The sequence below is a fragment of the Phormidium tenue FACHB-1052 genome, from assembly GCF_014696675.1.
GTDB classification, from domain to species: Bacteria; Cyanobacteriota; Cyanobacteriia; order Phormidesmidales; family Phormidesmidaceae; genus Nodosilinea; species Nodosilinea tenuis_A.
Window position 1 is genome coordinate 14,193 of sequence record NZ_JACJQN010000028.1, and the last position, 18,144, is coordinate 32,336.

Below are 18,144 nucleotides of genomic sequence, written 5' to 3' on the forward strand. Positions count from 1 at the left end.
GCGGCATACCCTCTGTCAACAGACGTTATCGCTACTGGTGAGGCCGCTTAGACCAGCGGTTTAGACAGATGATAGGGATAGCGGGCGCTAAGGCTGTAACTCCTCACTACACTACAAATGTCGGTGGCCAGGGCTCCACGGGCAGCGCTCAGCTCTTCGGAGAGATCTGCAATGGTGAAAAGAATTTGCAGGGCGTCGGCAGGCAGCTCGTTTTCGACAAAGTAGTTGGCTTTGGCCTGGGCGATCGCCCCGTCTAAACCCTGCTTAACCGCTTGACGAAACGCCTCTAAAAATTTCTCTTGCTCATCGGGTAGGGGAGTAGAATCTGCCACTTGCTCCCAGTCCAGGGCTTCGGGCTGGTAGGGGCTACCCGAGCCCCCTCGCACATGGATGCGATACTGGCGCAGCTGGTCGGCTAGCTGCTTGAGCTGCTCAAGGGTGGTGTTCATTTCTTGCAGCTGCTCGGCCTTGGGCGGCTGGCAACGGCGAGGGCCACCGTTTTGGCGATCGCCTGCGCGATCGCGGGTGTACACCCGCTGATAGCGCTCTAATAGGTCTACCGCAGCCGTCACCTCGTACTCACTGCAGAGGTGAAAGGTGCGCAAGATTTTTGCCACTTGCTCCAGACTGGTGTCATTCAAAATGGCCCAGGGGCTGGCTCGGTAAAGCCCTTTTTCGAGCAGCATATGGTTTAGCTCAGGGTGGTTGCAGGTTAGGCGGTTGCTCCAGGTGCCCAGGGCGGCTTTGGTCGGGTCGTAGCTCTCCAAAATTTTTTGGGTAAAGGGGCGATGGATAGCGGGCGATCGCCCATCGTCATCGAGCACTAATGCCAGCAGTTCAACGGTGGTGAAGCCGTAGGTTTGGCCAAACCGCTGAGTCAGGCGGTGGCAGGCATCGCGAATTTGGTGACTGACCAAGCAGCGCAGGCTGAGCAAGGCCAGGTCGGCCTGCGCTGTCTTTGAGCGCCAGCGATCGAGCAAAGCCTTTTGCAAGTTGCTGGTTTGGGTATCGGTATTCTTTAACAAGTCAGCAAACGCCTGCTGAATCCAATCCTGTACTTGGGATAGCAAACGCGCCTGATACTCACCTGCACTGGTCATGCGAAGCAGTTGCCAATATCGAAATATCGTCATAATTCCGGGGCTGAGTTGCGACTAGTTTTGCCTTGAACAACCGAAGATTGAACACGCTATTTCTAGCTATGGCTGGGTCTGGGAAACTTATTTAACAGAGGCATAAGGAGCTGGCCTACGGCTGTAATTCATGGAGCGAATAAGTGAATGAATGGGTAAAAACTGTTTACCTCTGAACCGACTCGCTGATGATAGTAATGGCAACTAGACAGATCACCAGCAAAAATCCCTGGCGTAGCAAATAGGCCAAAAGGAAGGCGGCGACTTCGGCTAGCAGCCCCCAGCTAAGGGCGATCGCAGCAATATAGGCCACGGTGCAGCCAGCCACGCTCAGCAAAAAGTATTTCAACACCTGGGTACACAGGGCCAACAGCCAGTGATTAGAACGGGGGCATCGCATAATCAAATCTCCAAAGGGTTGAGTTGGGCTGAAAAGTTCAGAAAAAATTGTGTATTCTCTTGCTGTTAATAGCGATCTGTAGTGGTTCGTTATCTACAGCTGTGTCGGACAAATTGAAGGAGTTGACTAGCGGCTGAGTTAGCTGGCAAGCCACCAAGCCACATTTCTGCCTACAAATCGTTGCCAATCAAAATCAACGACTCATGAGGTGCCCCAGCCACAAACTTGGTATGGGTGATCTTGACTCAGACTGAGCGATAGTGATCTCTGCCTCAACCGGGTGTAGGTTCTGCATCTCTACCGATAAGCTTGGCCGTTGCACAGCAACTAACGCAGTAGCAGCAATCAACCAAAACCCCATTGTGGAACGACGCATAGGCAACCGGCGTTGCTGATCAACGGTATGATTTGCCCCCCTATCCCCCCAATCCTGGGGGGAACCAGACGACTGCAAAGCCCCCCAAATTTGGGGGGTTGGGGGGCGATGCAGCAACTGTTGCTTTTGCAGATTCATTCCTCAATTCAGCAACGCCAGACAACCCTCTACCGGCGACGACACCAGCATATAGGGCTAGTTGACGTGAACTTATTCAGTTTTCTGCCAAGACAACGTCAGCTTTGCGTACCCGTTTGGCGCAGCAGTAAATCTACAGTTCTGGTGAATAAGTTCCCCCATCTCAGCCATAGAACCTGGCAGAGAGACCCTAGGGACTCTCTCCCCCACGCCGCAGAGGACTTTTCCCATGACTTCTACATCCACCGCGCTTCGCCCCACCACTCGACGGCTACAGATGACGGCCCTGGCCGGGCTGTGTGGTTTAGCCGCAATCCTGTCGTCGTTAACCTCTAGCCCTCCGAGCATAGTGTTGACCCCTCTATCCACCTCCCTGACGGAGATAGCGACTTTGCCCAGTCTGCGGCTGCCGGTTTCGCTACCCACGGGTACCCAAATTACGCCCCCCATCGGCAGCGGCTATGGCCAGCTCACCGTCAAAAATGGCAACCCTGTTGATGCGGTTTTTAAGCTAGTGGATGCCAATGGCGAAACCCTGCGGTTTGTGTACGTGCGGGCCAACGAAGACGTCACCCTGGACGATGTGGGCACCTGCACCTGCGATCTGCGCTTCGCCACCGGCCTCGACTGGGATGCTGACCAGCAAAAATTTCGCCGCAATATGGCGCTCTCGGCCTTTAGCGACCCCACAGAGTTTGCAGTCAAGCGCGAAGGCAATACCGAATACTGGACGACCCTCGAAGTCACGTTGCATCCGGTAGAAGGCGGCAATGCTCAAACCGAAGCTCTAGATGAAACCGAATTTTAAAGTGATACCCAGTACTGGGAAGCCAGCCAGCCTGAGGGCGACCCCGTTTTCCAGCGCGATCCACAACGTCTTCACGTGCTCCCCCAGCTCACTTACCCTGTTTCTAGCCCTTCAGGAGTGTCACCGTGCCCAGCCTTAAGCGTCGTCAGTTTTTACAGTTTGCTGGATCAGCTCTGGCCGCTGTGGGCCTCAGCCAAGTCAATATTTGGCGGCAGGGCGATCGCTACGCCCGCGCCCTAGCCCAACCCACTCGCCGCAAACTGGCTCTGCTCGTGGGCGTCAACCACTACCCTACCGGGGTCACTTCTTTGCGAGGCTGCCTCACCGATGGGCGCATGCAAAAAGAGCTGCTGGTACATCGCTTTGGCTTTGACCCAGCCAATATTCTCACCCTAGAAAACCAGGCCGCCACCCGCCAGAACTTGCTAGATGCTTTTGAGAGCCACCTGATCGATCAGGCCCAGCCGGGGGATGTGGTGGTGTTTCACTTCTCGGGCCATGGCTCTTTAGTGCGTGACCCCGACCCGATCGCGAGCGCCAATGGGGCATCGGGCTACAACGGCAGCCTGCTGCCCTACGACGCTCGGCTCAACCTACAGGGCAACCAGGTCAACGACATCATGGGCAAATGCTGATGGCCAACCTCAAAACCGACCCGGTGACGGTCATGCTCGACAGCTGCCACTCCGGCGGTGGCACCCGAGGCGATCTGATCATGCGGGCCGTCGAGTCATGGGTAGCCCTGGGCGATGCGTCAGCCAGCGCTCTAGAACTGGCCGAACAGGAGCGCTGGCTGACGCGGTTGGCCTGGTCACCGGCCCAGCTCAAGACCGAGCGCAGCAAAGGCATTGCAAAAGGGGTAGCGCTGGGGTCGGCCCAGGCCAACCAGCTAGCGGCAGATGCTTCCTTTGGTGAGGGGGTGGGGCAGTTTTATGCAGGGGCATTTACCTACGCGCTGACCCGTTACCTCTGGCAGCAGCCCGGTAGCCTGCCGCTCGATCGCGGGTTTGTAGACCTATCCCGCAGCACGCGAGATGTAGCCAACAGCGCCCGCATTGTGCAGTCGCCCATCTACGAGGTGGAGCCAGGGCGCAACTTTGGTCAAGAGCCACTCTTTTTTAGCCCTCCCCAGAGCCCGGCAGCAGAAGCCGTGGTGGTCGGTACTGAGGGTGGCGAGGTCAAGTTTTGGCTGGGGGGCGTGTCGTCCCAAAGTTTGGCAGCGTTTGAGAGTGGGGCTGTTTTTTCGGTCGTGGATGACAATGGCCATGAGATTGGCCAAATTGAGCCAACCCAGCGGCTAGGGTTAAAGGGCTACGGTACCCTAACGAATAGCATTCTGGGGCAGATCGCAGCAGGGCAGTTGCTGAGGGAACAGGTGCGGGGATTGTCAACCGCTCTGACCCTACGAGTGGGTCTAGATGAATCCTTAGGGACAGATCGGGAGACAGCGCGATCGCAACTGGTAGCTTTTGACCGCATTCAGCCCGTCGCGGTAGACAGTGGCCAAAGCCCCCACTATCTGCTGGGGCGCATGACTGAGCAGGGGCTGGCGATCGCCGCTGCCGAAGCTGTGTAGGATGTAGATCAGTTGGGCAGCGTTGGCCTGTTTACGCAGGGGTTGTCAGCCATTCGCGACAGCGTTGGCGAGCCTAGTGAGCCTATTACAGCGGCAATTCAGCGGCTCAACCCTACGCTCAAGCTTCTGCTGGCGGGGCAGGTGCTGCGATCGGTGCTCAACGGCGACACCTCCCACCTCAATGTTGATGTCGTTGTGCAGCCGATCAATAGCACCGTGGCTGTGGGTCGTAGCGCCAGCCGTCGGGGCAGCCAGAGTAGCCTAATTGCCCAGCGGTTAGCGTCTTCGGGGCAGACGTTGCGATCGGGCAGCGAAATTGTGGTCAACGTCACCAACGGTGAAACCCGAGGTCTCTATGTCGGGGTTCTGGCTATCAGCGGCTCAGGCCGTATGTCGGTACTGCATCCCACTGATTGGGATGCCCCCGAGAGCGCATCGCTGCTCTTACCGGGTCAGCAGATTGGGGTACCGCAGCAGGAGGCAGGGCGCAACCCTAACCGCAACTGACCCCAGCGCAGCATTTCACCTCTGCCTAAGCAGTTCGGGCTATGCCGAAATTATGACCCTGGTCAGCACCAGCCCTCTGCGCGATGCCTTGCGCAGTCTAAAGCAGATTGCCGAGGCCAACAACACCCGCAGCGGCGACCCAATCGGGCTACAAGGCGATGACTCTGTCAGCGTAGTAGACACCCTGCTAGGTGACATCGATCGCGCGACTCGCGGCGAGATCCCGGTGTGTGGTGACGCCTGCGGAGTAGATACGACCCAGCTTGCCGCCCTCTCCACTCTGATTCAGGCAATAGACAACTGAGGACGTTGCAAAAAAACTACGAATAGACTCGTTCAGGTGGCTACAGGTGAGCTTTGACCAACATTAACGCGCCCGATAAAATTCCTAGCGACAGCGAAATAGAGCCCAGCAGGGTAAGCAGCATTTTGCGGCGCATAACTCGGCTTCTGAGTCTGGCTGAACCATCAAAGCTCTCTCGCTCGGAGCTAGGAAGAATGGTTAAAAACCCTAGAGAATACAGAACAGCAGCCATAAAAAATTCAAAAACTGGAGTCAATAAAACTAGGCCGCGCTCCACCCCAGCATCCATATCAAAGGGGATGGCTAACATAAAAATGGCTAAATAAGCTGCAATAGCGATTAGGCTAGCTTGCAACATTAATCGGCAGAATGAGTGATAAACCGCAAAGGAAGACTCTACGGCTGTTTCTGGAAGTGTTCGCACAATAGTCATGAAATATTAATATTACTCTTTATTTTTTGGCGTGGCTGCCAGTTATTTTAGTGAACAACTGCCACAGCTCGGCCTAAGCAGCTCCAACTTTATGCTTATTTTAGCGACTTATGTGGTAACCCAGAAGAGCGGCAAGATTTAGGAGAATAGTCTTTCATCAGCTCCTAAAACCTTTGCTGACGAAAAGAGTAGAGAATGCTGATTCCATGGGCGGCATTAGCTCAGCCGCACCACGGCCTCATTATCCAGCAGCGTATTGCCGGTGAGAATGTCTTCAACAGTAATGCGCAGCAGCCGATCGCGATCGACTTGAAACAGCACCCGCACCCGATCACTGCCCGGAAACCCCAGCGGATTGAGCTGAGCAATGGTGCGCGCCCCCTCGCGATCGTTCAGCGGCTGCACGGCGGGGGTATCACCGCTGAGCTGGCGCGTCACCAGGCGACCGTTTTCGAAATACACTTCGGTCTGGGTGCTAGCGGCCCCCAGTTCGCCCACGATCAGCTCAATGCTGGGCTGCTTTTCCACTGAGGCTCCCAGGGTGATTTCGACTGGGGCGGCCATGGGGTAGGGCTGCCCCTGGTTGAGAATGGGATGCCAGCTGTGGCAATTGTTGCGCCTGTCCCAATAGCGAATGCCGTAGCTGTGATAGAGAAAATCTTCGACGGCTAGGCCCTGGGCAATTTGCAGGGCTCCCTGGGCCACGGCTTCAAAGGGGCGATCGCACCTCACCCGCTCTGTCCCAAACCTCTCTGTCACCCACCGCTGCACCGCCGGAATCTGCGCGGTGCCCCCCACCAGCAGCACCGCGTCGATCGCATCCGCGTCGATGCCCTGGCGCTGCCCCTGCTGGAGCACCTGGGTCAGTCCCTTCTCCAACCGCTCAAAAAACTGGTTCTGGGTGAGAATCTCTTCAAACTGGTCGCGGGTCAGGGCCAGGTCGTAGGTGTCAAAGGTTTCGTCGTCAAAGTAGGCTTCCGCCGCCTCGGTCTGCTCCGACAGCGCGATCTTCAATCGCTCCGCCAGCCGCTGCACCACGGCCCCCCCTGAGATTCCCTGGCTGGCAAAGTGCTCCACCAACCAGTGGTCAATGTCGGCCCCGCCTAGGTTTTCGCCCGCCTTGGCCAGCACCCGCGCCACCTCGGGCTTTTGAGCGCTGGTCTGCTCCGCTCCCTGGCCCCGCCACTTGAGCAAAAACCCCACCGGCTGCTTTTGGGCGGGGGCCACCAACCGCACCAGCGACCAATCCAGCGTGCCGCCCCCAAAATCGAGCACCAGCAGGGTTTGCTCCCCCGTCAGCCCGTAGCCCAGGGCGGCGGCGGTGGGCTCGTCAATCAGCCGCACTTCTTTGAAATCCAGCGCGGTGGCCACATCTCCCAGCCACAGGCGGTAGGCCTCAAAGCTATCCACCGGCACCGTCAGCACCAGGCTGTCGTCTTCCCCAGCTACGGTGCGCACCTGGGTCAAGAGCGATCGCAAAAACCATTCCCCCAGCTGCTCAAAGGAGAGCGTCTCCCCATCAATATCGGGCAGAAACCCTTGCAGCGGTGTGCCAATGCCGCGCTTGACGTTGGCAAAAAATCGAGGATCGGTGGGGATGTCGAGGCCGCGATCGCGCACCGCCTGCCCTACCACTACCCCATCAGCCCGGGGCTTTTCCACGTAGACCAGACTGGGCACCAGGGGCGGCACCGTTGCCAAACTCAAGCTCAGCCCCGGCAGCGCTAGGGTCTCCGGGCTTTCAGAAACTGGGTTCCAGCGGGCAATGACGGTATTGCTGGTGCCAAAATCAACCGCTATAGCCATGGTTGCAGAAAGAAAACGGTGCTACTCATCCTACCGGGAGAATGGCGGCAGTACACTTGCCAGCTCACTCAGCAAACGTTCTACTAGAAGGGCCTATCCCTGGGGTTAGTATTCTGCCACCCCAAACTAACCAATCTCTCAAGTATGTCTGATTCCGATGCCTCCCTGTCACAAGCCTCGGCCCTGGCCCCCTGGCGCAGCGCCCTGGCGCGCGCCCTGCACCGCAATCGCAGCCGACCCTACAGCCGCTATTTTCAGCTCGCCACCGTCACCTCATCGGGCCGCCCCGCCAACCGCACCGTGGTCTTTCGCGGCTGGTTGCCCAACAGCAACACCCTCACCCTAATCACCGACCAGCGCAGCGCCAAGGTCGCCGACATCGTCGCCCACCCCTGGGCCGAAGCCTGCTGGTATTTCACCGATACTCGCGAACAGTTTCGCTTGGCAGGTTCCATCCAAGTGGTGACTGCTGAGGCCGATCCTGCTCTACTGCAAGCCCGGCAGAATTCTTGGGAAGCTCTCTCCGATAACGCCCGCCAGCAGTTCTACTGGCCCCATCCAGCCCAGCCCCGCACCGCCGAAGCCGACTTCTCACCCAAAGAAATTCAGGCAACGCCCCCTGCTGAATTTTGTCTGGTGCTGCTGGAGCCTGACCAAGTTGACCACCTAGAGCTGCGCGGCGAACCTCAAAACCGCACCCTTTATGACCAACAACCCGGTAGCACCTGGCAGATCAACGCGGTAAATCCTTAGGGAAGGCAGGCTCGTTCCTGGCTGAAACGGAAGGAACATAGGCAGCGCTAGACCGTTATACACAGCATAATCTCGGCCATTGGCATAGATATGCGACTTAAGAATTGGGGCAAGAATTGCTGTAGCGCAGGAGCCTCAAGATGCAGCTTCGACCCGGTAAAGTTATTCGGATAAATATAGCTATCCTCAGTCTCATTATGGGCGGACAACCTCGATCGTGGTATAAAAAGTTGCTCGCAAGGAGGCTGTATCGGTAGCGATAGCAACACTCCTGCCCATCGTGCCCGCTTGACGTGGTACCATCGAGCCGAACTGGCCGTGTCTACTATCGCGGCAATTTTTGGCAAAGCATTATGGCAACCGAAAAGTTTAGCGCTAACGAACGAGCTTTTTTGGAAAAAGTCATGCAGCGGGCCAACCTGCCAGATATTTACGACGCCCGTGACTTAACTCTGGTCGTGTTCCGCTCTATGCGGGACCTGATGACCACCGAAGCGGCCGATCGCACCGAAGCTGCTTTCAAAGACGACGAGATTGCCGCTCTTTGGAAAGACGATAACCCGATTGTGCGGGTGCTCAGCCGCCTGCGCCCTCCCCTCAAAATCGATACCGAAACCTTCCTGCGTCGCATTCAGCAAGAAGGCGGCATGCCCAAAGACGCGTCTGCGGAAGGGGTGGTGATTGCAGTCTTCTCCGCCGCCCGCGAAGAGCTGTCTGAAGCGCAAATCAAAGAGATTTCGAGCACTCTGCCCGACGGGCTCAACGTGATGTGGGATCAGATCTAGCCATTTAGCTCTGGCCCTGCCTCTTTAAACTCCCTGGCGGCGCAAACGGCGATCGAGCCACATCAACACCGCCAGAGCGGGCACCACCGTCACCATTAACCCCAGCCAAAAGCCGTGGGCTGCTGCCTCCCCCTGGTCTAGCGCCCAGCCGCCCAGGGGTGGGCCGATCAGGTAGCCTACGGCCCAGCACATGGAGTTCACTGAGAGGTAGACGCCGCGCAGAGGTTCAGGGGCGATCGCCGCCACCAGCGCCGAGCCAATCGGCGTATAGGCCACCATTGCCAGGGCCATGATCCCCAGTGCTAACCCGCCCCACACCAGCGGCAGGGCTCCTATCCCCGACTGCCACACCAGGCCAAACCCCAGGCCCCACAGCAGCGCCGACACCATCAGCCCCTGGGCGGGGCGGTAGCGGTTGAGCCAGCGAGCCATGGGCAACTGGGCGATCGCCGCCAGCACCACATGGCCCGTGAACAGCAGGCTCAGCGTCCCCTCACTCACCCCCTGCTCGCCCCCCGCAAACCGATTGAGATAGAGGGGCAGCGTGCTTTGAATCTGCGCCAGATAGCCGGTGAACAGCACATTGACCAAGGCGTAGACCATCAGGGTGGTGTCTCGCAGAGCATGGCCCCAGCCCTGGAAGAGCGATCGCGCCCCATTCCCCACTGGACGGGTTTCGGCAATAGCGGCATAGATAATGCCAAAAAACAGCAGAAACGTAATGCCGTCAATGGCAAACAGCGCTCGGTAGGCTCCAGTTAGTGAGATTAGCGCTCCCCCAGCGATCACCCCTACCCCTAGTCCCAGATTGTCGGCCAGGCGCACCAAGGCGTAGGCTTCGTTGCGCTGCTCTGGGGTGGTGATGTCTGCCGCCACTGACTCCGCTGCTGGCCAGTAGAGCCCCACACCAAAGCCCATCAGCAGGTTGCCTGCCAAAAATATCCAGAAATCATTGGCCAGCAGCAGCACTCCATCTGCCGCCGCTGACACTAGGGCCGAGGCCAGCAGCGTCGGTCGCCGCCCCACTGTGGGCGAATCAGACAGCGACCCGCCCAAAAAGCGTCCGGCCATGCCCGCCACCGAACCCAGACCAATCCCCAGGCCCACCTGGGTGGCTGTTAGCCCCACCTGCTCGGTAAAGAAAATCGGCGCGTAGAATAGCGTAAAGCCAATGCCCACCTGGGACAGCAGCCTTCCACTTGCCAAGATCCACACCCGGTGGTCGAGGTTGGGCAGCCATTTCTTGAGCCAGCGCTGGAGGAATGCCATCATTACGGCAAGGAATTTTGGGGCCGTCGTAGGGCGTCTACCAGGGCCACGGTGCCGCCCACCATGCCCCAAACCATCCACAGGCCCAGGTCGTAGCCCTTGCGCTGGGCCACCTGGGCTGCCACCAGGCCAATCACGCAGTGCAGAAACATGGGCAAGTAAGCCAGCGGTAACGAATCAGCCATTTTTGGTGTAACCCAGCGAAAACAATCCGAAACAGGCGAAAGATGGGGCGATCGCATTCCTTACCTTACACGCAGGGCTAGACCTATGCTGTGGAGAGTACTGCTTGCCGTCGCCAATTAGAATCTGCCGAGAGAAATATCACCGTGGCCACTGGACTGTTTGTAGGGTTGATCACCCTCGACTGCATCTATCGCGTCGATCACGTGCCCAGCAGCGACGAAAAACTTGTTGCTGAAGAAAGTTTGCTGGTAGCGGGGGGGCCAGCTACCAACGCCGCGATCGCCTTTGCCGCCCTGGGCAATCGGGCGATTCTCCTGGGTGCCCTGGGTCAGCATCCCCTGGCCGATCTGATTCGGGCCGACTTAGCGACCTACGGCATCGAGGTGGTAGATCTCACGCCTGAACTGCGATCGCCGCCGCCGCTCTCCACAATTCTCGTTACCGCTGCCACGGGCGATCGCGCCGTTGTTTCTCGCAATGCCGTCGGGCGACAGGCCGACCCTGCTGTGATGGCAGAAGCCTTGCTTGCCGATGTCGATATTGTTCTGATCGATGGCCATCAGATGGCTGTCAGTCATGCTATGGCGATCGCCGCCCAGTCCCAAACCATCCCCATTGTCATCGACGCAGGCAGTTGGAAGCCAGGCTTCGACCGCGTCCTGCCCCTCGCCACCAGCGTCATCGCCGCCGCCAATTTTCAGCTGCCGAGGCAACCCGACACCCTGACGGCCCTCAGCGCCTTAGGCATTCCCGAAATCGCCACCACTCACGGCCCCAGTCCTATTCGCTTTTGCGATCGCAGCACCCTGGGCACCCTCCCCGTCCCCCAAGTCGCCGTCCAAGACACCCTCGGAGCCGGAGACATCTTCCACGGAGCCTTTTGCTACTACCGCCTGCACACCCCTTTCCCCGACGCCCTGACCCAGGCCGCCCATGTCGCTGCCGAGAGCTGCCGCCACTTTGGTACCCGTGCCTGGATCGAGAATGCACCCCAGCGGCTATAGTGCTCTCTTGTAATCCCCCCATCTCCCCCACTCCCCTACCCCCCTCACTCCCTACTTCCCCATGCCCTACGCCCAAGAAAAACAAGTCGCGATCGCCGCCGTCACCCAGGCCGCCCAGCTCTGCGAAGCCGTGCGCCAGGGCCTCGTCCCCGCCGCTATTGAGAAAAACGACAAAAGCCCCGTCACCATTGCCGACTATGGTGCCCAGGCCTTGATTTGTAAAGCTTTGTCTGAAGCATTCCCCGACGACCCGGTAGTGGGCGAAGAAGACACCACCGACCTGCGTCAGCCCGAAGCCGCCGCCGTGCTCGCCGCCGTTACCAAACAAGTGCAGAATGCCGTTCCCAGCGCCACTGATAGTGATGTGCTGAGCTGGATTGACCACGGCAACGGCGATGTCGCCCCCCGCTACTGGACTCTTGACCCGATCGACGGCACCAAAGGCTTTTTGCGCGGCGACCAGTATGCGATCGCCCTGGCGTTAGTTGTTGACGGCGACATCAAAGTGGGGGTGCTCGGTTGCCCCTTCCTCAGTTTTGACGGCGGGGAAACCGGGCTGCTCTTTGCTGCCGTGCGCGGTGAAGGCACCGTGATGATCCCCCTGGCGGGCGGCCATCCCCAGCCGTTGAAGGTTACTGCTGCTGACGATGTTGACCACCTACGCCTAGTCGAAAGCGTCGAGTCGGGCCACGGCGACCTCAGCCAGCAGGCGCAAGTAGCCCAGGCCGTAGGCATCACCGCCCCCTCTATTCGCATGGATAGCCAGGCCAAGTACGCCGCTGTGGCAGCAGGTCAAGCCGCCCTTTACCTGCGCCTGCCCTCCCCCAAAACCCCCGACTATCGCGAAAAAATCTGGGATCACGCCGCCGGGGTGCTGGTGGTCGAAGAAGCTGGGGGCCGCGTTACCGACATGCACGGCAATCCTTTAGACTTTGCCAGCGCTGCCCGCTTCCCCAACAATCCCGGCGTCGTCGCCAGCAACGGCGCGATCCACGATGCGGTAATCCAAGCCCTTAAGTGAGTTGTGGTGCCTCCTATAGGGGTCGGGTGCCTTTTATCTATTGTCATAGTCCCTGTCTTCGTTTCAGGCACCCGACTCCTTAGAAAGAAACCTCGTATAGCTCGCGCACCGACTCTTGCAGCAGCACCACCAGCGTCGCCACCCCCAGCACCGTGCCCAGGGGCGTAAACAGCAGCGCCCCGCAGGCCACCACAAAGCTAAACCAGTAGTGCTTGTGTCGTCGCAAACAGCCGCCTGAGATGATTAGCGCGATCGCCAGCACCAGCCCGTAGAGAAACAGCGCCAGCCCGATCGCCAAAAACGTCAGCCCCGCCGCAAAGGGTGGCAGCTCACTATCGCCGCTGACCAGACTCTCAGGAGCCAGCAGCACCGCCCCTCCGATCGCCACAAACACCAGCGGCAGTAGCGCCAAGGCCAGCACCAGCCCCGCCACCACGTAGTGCAGCACCGCCAGCACCTTTAACCGCTCAACATCTTGACTGGGGGGCAGTGTGGTCATGGTGAAAACATCCCCATTAATAAATTCTCTACATAGATCTTGTACCCCTTAGCTCTTGGCCTAGGCTTATATGTCTCAACATTAAGCGGTGAGCCGCCTGCGCCCGTTGGGTTCTCCCCCAGAAAATACGCTATTGGCCGTCCCTCACCCCCAACCCGCTTCGCTATGCTTAAAGCAGGTTCACCTTCACCTGTTACCCATGCCCGCTAACGACCCCTTGCCCCCTTCTCAAAACCCAGACATCACCTGGGAAGAAGTTGAGGCCGAACTGGGGGAACTTGTCGCCACCGTGCAGGGTGCTCCCCTGGCGCTGCCCGCCGCCGACCCCGCCACCTGGGAGGCCGTGGAGCAAGAGCTGGGCGATCTGGTGCTCGACTTTCAAGACCTGCAAGACGACCTCAACTACCGCCGCGCCCAGGAAGCTCTGGGTGGCCTGGTGCAGCGCCTCAACCTCACCCCCCGCGAGCAAGCCGGCGTCGAAGAAGCCCTGCAAAACCTGCGCGGCCTGAAGGACAAGCTAGAGAATACGGTGGTACACATCGCCGCCTTTGGCCTGGTGGGGCGAGGTAAATCTTCCCTGCTCAACGCCCTGATGGGTCAAGAGGTGTTTGCCACGGGCGTCACCCACGGCGTCACCCAGGTGGTCGAAGGCAGCGCTTGGGCTGTCAGCCGAGAATCCCTCGCGCCCGACCTGCCCGACCTGCTGCGAGTTTCGCTCAAGAGCGTTGGTCAGTCGCGCATCGAGCTGATCGACACCCCCGGCCTCGACGAGGTAGATGGCGAAGACCGCGCCGCTCTGGCCCGCCGCATTGCTGAGCAGGTCGATCTGATTCTGTTTGTGATTGCGGGCGACATTACCCGTGTTGAATACGAGGCGCTAAAAGCTCTGCGCCAGGCCAGCAAGCCCATGCTGTTGGTGTTCAACAAAGTTGACCAGTTTCCCGAGGCCGATCGCCAGACCCTCTACGAAACCCTGCGCGATCGCCGCCTTCAAGACCTAATTTCTCCCGACGAAATTGTCATGGCAGCGGCTTCACCCTTGGCAGTGCAGGCTGTCTCCCAACCCAATGGCGAAACCACCTACAAAACCGTGCGTGCTCAGCCCCAGGTCGACGACCTCAAGCTCAAAATTCTCAATATTCTGCACCGCGAAGGCAAAGCCCTGGTAGCCCTCAACACCCTGATGTATGCCGAAGGTATCAGCGCCGAAATTTTGGAGCGCAAGCGGCAGATCTGCGATCGCATCGCCGACGACACCATCTGGAACGCCACCATGATTAAAGCCGTCGCCGTTGCCCTCAACCCGATCACCGTGGCCGATCTGATCGGCGGCACCGTCGTGGATGTCATGCTGATTCTCAACCTGTCAAGGCTCTATGGCCTGCCCATGACCCGACCCGCCGCCCTCAAACTGCTCCAGCAGATTGCCCTGGGCCTAGGCGGCATCACCATCAGCGAGTTGGTGATTACCCTGGGGCTAAGTTCGCTGAAGGGCATGCTGGGGGTGTCGGCGATCGCGACGGGCGGGCTGGCGATCGCCCCTTACATTCCCGTGGCCCTGGCCCAGGGCGGCGTTGCCGGTCTGGCCACCTACGGCATCGGCCAGATTACCAAAACCTACCTCACCAACGGGGCCACCTGGGGGCCAAACGGCCCCAAAGCCGTGATCGGCGAAATTCTCGATGGCCTCGATGAAGCGTCCATTTTGAACCGCATCAAAGCCGAACTCAGGGCCAAGATTGCCCCTTAGATTGTCGTTTTTCGCGCCTAGAGCTGCGTCTTTTTGCGTCTCTCTTGCCCATAGGGACACAGATCGAGCACAACACAGCGATCGCAGCTCGGATTTTTGTAAAAGCAGCACCGCTGACCGTGCAACATCATCACTTCGTGGTGGTCATAGACCTGCTGCGCATCCCACTCAGCGGGCAAAAACGCCTCTAGCGGCACGTGAGATGGCCCAACCGCCATCTTGGAAGAAATCAGGCCCAGGCGTTGGGCGACTCGGTGGTGGTGGCTATCTACTGGCAGCGCTCGACCTCGCAGCTCGCTAAAGCACAACACCGCTGCGCTGGTCTTTGGCCCGACTCCGGGCAGCGCTTCTAGCCAGGCGCGAGCTTCCGCCACCGACATATCTTTCAAAAAGTCGAGCGACCATTCACCGTTAGTTAGCTCGCCGACCAACCGCAACACCTGCTGGAGGCGGGGCGCTTTTTGCTCAGGCCAGGTGCAGGGTGCGATCGCCTGTTCCACCAGTTCCGTCGGCGCATCCCGCACCGCTTCCCAAGTAGGGAACTGGGCCACGAGCTGCTTAAAGGCGCGGCCCGAGTCTCGATTTTTAGTACGGTGAGACAGCAGTGATGACACCAGCTCGCTCAGCGGATCGAGCGCATGAAAGTAGGGAATCGGGCAATCATATTCCGCGCATAGACGCTGGTGAATCGTGACGACCTGGCGCTGCAAGTCTGAGTCGATTGGTTGGGCAAGCAAAACAAAGATCCGCCATCTAGCTATTGCGATGTATCGGTGTCATTTTCAGTAGAATCTAGCCGCTGCGGAGTTTGAATCACAGGAATATCGGGCGTCTCGATTTCTCTAACCGGAATGTCTAAGCGGTTTTCTGGCCCTGTATCTGTAGCATCGTTACCATCATCAGGTGTATCTGACGTATTTTCAGAGGCCGGTGCCTGAGGCGATTCTGTGGTAGCCGGTGAGTCTCCCGAGTCACCCGTATTGGGGGCAGCCTGGTTAGTGTTTTCGTTATTGGGGTTAGCCGGGTTGGTGTCTTCGTTTGAATTGGGCGTCTCATCAGGATTTGTTCTCGTTGGGCTTGTCACAGCAGGACTTGCCCCAGTAGAACTTGTCCCCGCCGGGCTAGTAATGGTAGTGCTTCTGACTTCAGAGGACGATGAGGTGCCCTGCGACTCATCTGAAGTGTTGCTAGCCTCGGGCGTCGGGGAAGTCTCAGGGTCATTGCTGTCTTGGCACATGTCATCTAAATTGACGACCTCACCCTCAGAGTTAATCAGATAGCAAAATCCTTGGGCATGGCTAACGCCGGGCCACATCAATGCACCGGCCACTAACCCTAGACCACCTGCGTAGCTCAAAAGATTAAGTCTCATAGCCTTCAACAGAATGGGCGTACTTGCGTAATCTATCAGGCCGACAAAAGATGCTGTATCGACCGTCGGGTAGAGACTCTAACGCAGGTCAGTTACGCAAGATTGACAATCCATTAAATGCGGTGTTAGCCGGTGCCCTGTTTCGAGGCGATTGCGATCGGGTACGGGTGCTGTTTCAAAATGAATTAAACTCCCAGAGATATCGTGGTAGTCCCCATGGAAACGCTGACCCTAACTCGACCCGACGACTGGCACCTGCATCTGCGCGACGGCGCGGCGCTAAAGGCAGTTTTGCCCCACACCGTGCGGCAGTTTGCTCGGGCGATCGTGATGCCAAACTTGAAGCCTCCGGTGCGCACGGTAGACGAGGCGGCAGCCTACCGCGATCGCATTTTGGCGGCGGTGCCGGCGGGTCAGCCGTTTGAGCCGCTGATGACCCTCTACCTCACCGACAATACCCGCCCCGAAGAGATTTTGGCGGCCAAGGCGGCTCAGTTCGTCAAAGCGGTGAAGTACTACCCCGCTGGGGCAACAACGAACTCGGATGCTGGCGTCACCGAGATTAGCAAGTGCGATCGCGTTTTTGAGGCAATGCAGCAGGTCAACATGCCGCTACTGCTCCATGGGGAGGTTACCGACTCAGCGGTGGATATGTTCGACCGCGAGAAAGTGTTTATTGAGAAATACTTAATTCCTTTGAAGCAGCGGTTTCCTCAATTGCGCGTGGTGCTGGAGCACATTACCACTTCAGAGGCGGTGAAGTTTGTGCTGGCAACCGACAATATTGCGGCGACGATCACTCCCCAGCATCTATTATTTAACCGCAATAGTTTGTTTCAAGGGGGCCTACGTCCCCACTACTACTGCCTGCCTATTTTGAAGCGTGAAACCCATCGGCAGTCGCTTTTGCAGGCGGCTACCTCAGGCAATCCGAAGTTTTTTTTGGGCACCGATAGTGCTCCCCATCCCCGCAACGGCAAAGAAAGTGCCTGTGGTTGTGCTGGGTGTTTTTCGGCGTTGCATGCCATGGAGCTATACGCAGAGGCGTTTGAGAGTGTTGATGCCCTCGATAAACTGGAGGCGTTTGCCAGCTTTTATGGGCCAGACTTTTATCAACTGCCAAGGAATAGCGATCGCATTACCCTGAGCAAAACAACCTGGCGCATTCCCGATGAGCTGCCCTTTGTCGATGATGGACTGGTGCCGTTGCGGGCCGGGGAAGCGATGACCTGGAAAATGGTTTGATCTGGGCAGGCTAATGGGAATTTAGGCGATCGCGAATAAAATAGAAAATACCTAACAGTTGGCAGAAAGATTATGACCGAACTCCTTCAACGGGCTATTGCAGAGGTTTCAAAGCTGTCAGATGAGGAGCAGGATGCGGTCGCAACTCGACTCTTGGCTGAGTTAGAGGATGAACAAGCCTGGCAGAGCCGGTTTGATGCAACTACAGATAATCAATGGGATAGTCTGGCTGCGATAGTTAGAGAGGAAATTGCTTCTGGTGACATTGTCTCAACGGATGAAGTATTTCCGATTGAGTCATGAAATCGAGCACAACTAAGGATTTTTGTAAAAGGTTGAGTCAGTTACTTGCTTTAGTGCGTGAGCAAACTAGAAAGGCTTACTGGCTTTGGAAATCAGATCCCTACCATTGCAGTCTTCAATTTAAGCGTGTTAGTCAACACCAACCCATTTATTCAGTTCGGGTCGGCCTTAATTACAGGGCACTTGGCCTTCTAAAAGAAAACCTTGTTTTCTGGTTTTGGATTGGAACCCATGCAGAGTACGATGAATTGCTAAAATGCCTTTAATAAAAAATACAAATGCATACTTATGCCACAGATTCTAAAGATAGAGAATCAACTCCGCTTTGGCTCTCAGCTTTGGCAGTTGCTACCACTCTTTCACTAAATTCTTTACTTAAAGTTTTGAATTTACAGGTTCCATGGTGGATTGATGCTCTTTCAGTAATGGGATTCTATGCAACCTCGTTCTGGCCAATGTCAAAGGCGTCAAGGAGC

At 57.6% G+C, this 18,144-nt stretch carries 22 protein-coding genes; 13 read left to right on the forward strand and 9 right to left on the reverse strand.

The annotated features are described in order from the left end of the window. Positions 1 to 47 precede the first annotated feature (47 nt). Positions 48 to 1,133 (reverse strand): hypothetical protein, encoded by a 1,086-nt coding sequence (locus H6G07_RS24790; RefSeq protein WP_139297209.1) that lies wholly within the window; start codon positions 1,131 to 1,133, stop codon positions 48 to 50. A 166-nt stretch (positions 1,134 to 1,299) separates the two neighbouring features. Further along, complete coding sequence (locus tag H6G07_RS24795) at positions 1,300 to 1,533, reverse strand: hypothetical protein (protein WP_073611116.1); 234 nt, start codon at positions 1,531 to 1,533, stop codon at positions 1,300 to 1,302. A 743-nt stretch (positions 1,534 to 2,276) separates the two neighbouring features. Here H6G07_RS24795 and H6G07_RS24800 point away from each other — a divergent pair. From H6G07_RS24800 to H6G07_RS24820, 5 genes are all read left to right on the forward strand, one after another. After that, positions 2,277 to 2,855: a hypothetical protein gene (locus H6G07_RS24800; protein WP_139297210.1), complete on the forward strand. Its 579-nt coding sequence runs from the start codon at positions 2,277 to 2,279 to the stop codon at positions 2,853 to 2,855. Positions 2,856 to 2,980: 125 nt separating this feature from the next. Continuing rightward, positions 2,981 to 3,490 (forward strand): caspase family protein, encoded by a 510-nt coding sequence (locus H6G07_RS26575; RefSeq protein ID WP_084173675.1) that lies wholly within the window; start codon positions 2,981 to 2,983, stop codon positions 3,488 to 3,490. After that, positions 3,490 to 4,431 (forward strand): hypothetical protein, encoded by a 942-nt coding sequence (locus H6G07_RS24810; RefSeq protein WP_139297211.1) that lies wholly within the window; start codon positions 3,490 to 3,492, stop codon positions 4,429 to 4,431. The genes H6G07_RS26575 and H6G07_RS24810 overlap by 1 nt, the downstream gene beginning before the upstream one ends. A gap of 12 nt (positions 4,432 to 4,443) precedes the next feature. Continuing rightward, positions 4,444 to 4,938: a hypothetical protein gene (locus H6G07_RS24815; RefSeq protein WP_084173679.1), complete on the forward strand. Its 495-nt coding sequence runs from the start codon at positions 4,444 to 4,446 to the stop codon at positions 4,936 to 4,938. A 52-nt stretch (positions 4,939 to 4,990) separates the two neighbouring features. Then, the gene (locus tag H6G07_RS24820) at positions 4,991 to 5,242 is read left to right on the forward strand and encodes a hypothetical protein (RefSeq protein WP_084173681.1); all 252 of its coding nucleotides are present in this window, start codon (positions 4,991 to 4,993) and stop codon (positions 5,240 to 5,242) included. A gap of 40 nt (positions 5,243 to 5,282) precedes the next feature. Here the strand turns inward: H6G07_RS24820 and H6G07_RS24825 are convergent, their stop codons facing one another. After that, on the reverse strand, positions 5,283 to 5,675 hold the full coding sequence (locus H6G07_RS24825; protein WP_139297212.1) for a hypothetical protein: 393 nt from the start codon (positions 5,673 to 5,675) through the stop codon (positions 5,283 to 5,285). Between the two features lie 216 nt (positions 5,676 to 5,891). Beyond that, positions 5,892 to 7,481: an Hsp70 family protein gene (locus H6G07_RS24830; RefSeq protein WP_073611120.1), complete on the reverse strand. Its 1,590-nt coding sequence runs from the start codon at positions 7,479 to 7,481 to the stop codon at positions 5,892 to 5,894. 144 nt (positions 7,482 to 7,625) lie between these two features. On the opposite strand from H6G07_RS24830, the gene H6G07_RS24835 reads away from it, so the two are divergent. Continuing rightward, positions 7,626 to 8,234, forward strand: coding sequence for an Npun_F5749 family FMN-dependent PPOX-type flavoprotein (locus H6G07_RS24835; RefSeq protein WP_073611121.1), 609 nt, complete (start codon positions 7,626 to 7,628; stop codon positions 8,232 to 8,234). 353 nt (positions 8,235 to 8,587) lie between these two features. Beyond that, complete coding sequence (locus tag H6G07_RS24840; protein ID WP_073611122.1) at positions 8,588 to 9,019, forward strand: DUF2267 domain-containing protein; 432 nt, start codon at positions 8,588 to 8,590, stop codon at positions 9,017 to 9,019. 24 nt (positions 9,020 to 9,043) lie between these two features. On the opposite strand, the gene H6G07_RS24845 is transcribed toward H6G07_RS24840, so the two are convergent. Together H6G07_RS24845 and H6G07_RS24850 are read right to left on the reverse strand one after the other, a co-directional pair. Then, positions 9,044 to 10,288 (reverse strand): MFS transporter, encoded by a 1,245-nt coding sequence (locus H6G07_RS24845; protein ID WP_073611142.1) that lies wholly within the window; start codon positions 10,286 to 10,288, stop codon positions 9,044 to 9,046. Between the two features lie 2 nt (positions 10,289 to 10,290). Beyond that, positions 10,291 to 10,473 (reverse strand): hypothetical protein, encoded by a 183-nt coding sequence (locus H6G07_RS24850; RefSeq protein ID WP_073611123.1) that lies wholly within the window; start codon positions 10,471 to 10,473, stop codon positions 10,291 to 10,293. Between the two features lie 144 nt (positions 10,474 to 10,617). On the opposite strand from H6G07_RS24850, the gene H6G07_RS24855 reads away from it, so the two are divergent. After that, positions 10,618 to 11,478, forward strand: a complete 861-nt coding sequence (locus tag H6G07_RS24855) for a PfkB family carbohydrate kinase (RefSeq protein ID WP_073611124.1) — start codon at positions 10,618 to 10,620, stop codon at positions 11,476 to 11,478. A 61-nt stretch (positions 11,479 to 11,539) separates the two neighbouring features. Continuing rightward, on the forward strand, positions 11,540 to 12,499 hold the full coding sequence (locus tag H6G07_RS24860; RefSeq protein ID WP_073611125.1) for a 3'(2'),5'-bisphosphate nucleotidase: 960 nt from the start codon (positions 11,540 to 11,542) through the stop codon (positions 12,497 to 12,499). A 79-nt stretch (positions 12,500 to 12,578) separates the two neighbouring features. On the opposite strand, the gene H6G07_RS24865 is transcribed toward H6G07_RS24860, so the two are convergent. Beyond that, positions 12,579 to 12,998: a hypothetical protein gene (locus tag H6G07_RS24865; protein ID WP_073611126.1), complete on the reverse strand. Its 420-nt coding sequence runs from the start codon at positions 12,996 to 12,998 to the stop codon at positions 12,579 to 12,581. 199 nt (positions 12,999 to 13,197) lie between these two features. Here H6G07_RS24865 and H6G07_RS24870 point away from each other — a divergent pair, with 199 nt between their 5' ends. Then, positions 13,198 to 14,748 carry a GTP-binding protein gene (locus H6G07_RS24870; RefSeq protein ID WP_084173683.1) on the forward strand — a complete coding sequence of 517 codons (1,551 nt, stop codon included), beginning with the start codon at positions 13,198 to 13,200 and terminating at the stop codon, positions 14,746 to 14,748. A 17-nt stretch (positions 14,749 to 14,765) separates the two neighbouring features. Here H6G07_RS24870 and H6G07_RS24875 read toward each other — a convergent pair whose 3' ends face one another. Then, the gene (locus H6G07_RS24875; protein ID WP_084173685.1) at positions 14,766 to 15,485 is read right to left on the reverse strand and encodes an endonuclease III domain-containing protein; all 720 of its coding nucleotides are present in this window, start codon (positions 15,483 to 15,485) and stop codon (positions 14,766 to 14,768) included. Between the two features lie 20 nt (positions 15,486 to 15,505). Then, positions 15,506 to 16,120, reverse strand: a complete 615-nt coding sequence (locus H6G07_RS24880) for a hypothetical protein (RefSeq protein WP_139297213.1) — start codon at positions 16,118 to 16,120, stop codon at positions 15,506 to 15,508. Between the two features lie 216 nt (positions 16,121 to 16,336). On the opposite strand from H6G07_RS24880, the gene pyrC reads away from it, so the two are divergent. From pyrC to H6G07_RS27205, 3 genes are all read left to right on the forward strand, one after another. Continuing rightward, positions 16,337 to 17,365 (forward strand): dihydroorotase, encoded by a 1,029-nt coding sequence (gene pyrC, locus H6G07_RS24885; RefSeq protein WP_073611128.1) that lies wholly within the window; start codon positions 16,337 to 16,339, stop codon positions 17,363 to 17,365. A gap of 72 nt (positions 17,366 to 17,437) precedes the next feature. Continuing rightward, the gene (locus tag H6G07_RS24890; protein WP_073611129.1) at positions 17,438 to 17,668 is read left to right on the forward strand and encodes a hypothetical protein; all 231 of its coding nucleotides are present in this window, start codon (positions 17,438 to 17,440) and stop codon (positions 17,666 to 17,668) included. Beyond that, positions 17,665 to 17,934: a ParE family toxin-like protein gene (locus H6G07_RS27205; protein ID WP_073611130.1), complete on the forward strand. Its 270-nt coding sequence runs from the start codon at positions 17,665 to 17,667 to the stop codon at positions 17,932 to 17,934. Before H6G07_RS24890 ends, H6G07_RS27205 begins: the two co-directional genes overlap by 4 nt. Positions 17,935 to 18,144 lie beyond the last annotated feature (210 nt).

Coding starts and splice junctions, on each gene's coding strand:
- H6G07_RS24790 (WP_139297209.1), bottom strand. CDS start 1,133: ATGACGATATTTCGATATTGGCAACTGCTTCGCATGACCAGTGCAGGT.
- H6G07_RS24795 (WP_073611116.1), bottom strand. CDS start 1,533: ATGCGATGCCCCCGTTCTAATCACTGGCTGTTGGCCCTGTGTACCCAG.
- H6G07_RS24800 (WP_139297210.1), top strand. CDS start 2,277: ATGACTTCTACATCCACCGCGCTTCGCCCCACCACTCGACGGCTACAG.
- H6G07_RS24810 (WP_139297211.1), top strand. CDS start 3,490: ATGGCCAACCTCAAAACCGACCCGGTGACGGTCATGCTCGACAGCTGC.
- H6G07_RS24820 (WP_084173681.1), top strand. CDS start 4,991: ATGACCCTGGTCAGCACCAGCCCTCTGCGCGATGCCTTGCGCAGTCTA.
- H6G07_RS24825 (WP_139297212.1), bottom strand. CDS start 5,675: ATGACTATTGTGCGAACACTTCCAGAAACAGCCGTAGAGTCTTCCTTT.
- H6G07_RS24830 (WP_073611120.1), bottom strand. CDS start 7,481: ATGGCTATAGCGGTTGATTTTGGCACCAGCAATACCGTCATTGCCCGC.
- H6G07_RS24835 (WP_073611121.1), top strand. CDS start 7,626: ATGTCTGATTCCGATGCCTCCCTGTCACAAGCCTCGGCCCTGGCCCCC.
- H6G07_RS24840 (WP_073611122.1), top strand. CDS start 8,588: ATGGCAACCGAAAAGTTTAGCGCTAACGAACGAGCTTTTTTGGAAAAA.
- H6G07_RS24845 (WP_073611142.1), bottom strand. CDS start 10,288: ATGGCATTCCTCCAGCGCTGGCTCAAGAAATGGCTGCCCAACCTCGAC.
- H6G07_RS24850 (WP_073611123.1), bottom strand. CDS start 10,473: ATGGCTGATTCGTTACCGCTGGCTTACTTGCCCATGTTTCTGCACTGC.
- H6G07_RS24860 (WP_073611125.1), top strand. CDS start 11,540: ATGCCCTACGCCCAAGAAAAACAAGTCGCGATCGCCGCCGTCACCCAG.
- H6G07_RS24865 (WP_073611126.1), bottom strand. CDS start 12,998: ATGACCACACTGCCCCCCAGTCAAGATGTTGAGCGGTTAAAGGTGCTG.
- H6G07_RS24870 (WP_084173683.1), top strand. CDS start 13,198: ATGCCCGCTAACGACCCCTTGCCCCCTTCTCAAAACCCAGACATCACC.
- H6G07_RS24880 (WP_139297213.1), bottom strand. CDS start 16,120: ATGAGACTTAATCTTTTGAGCTACGCAGGTGGTCTAGGGTTAGTGGCC.
- pyrC (WP_073611128.1), top strand. CDS start 16,337: ATGGAAACGCTGACCCTAACTCGACCCGACGACTGGCACCTGCATCTG.
- H6G07_RS24890 (WP_073611129.1), top strand. CDS start 17,438: ATGACCGAACTCCTTCAACGGGCTATTGCAGAGGTTTCAAAGCTGTCA.
- H6G07_RS27205 (WP_073611130.1), top strand. CDS start 17,665: ATGAAATCGAGCACAACTAAGGATTTTTGTAAAAGGTTGAGTCAGTTA.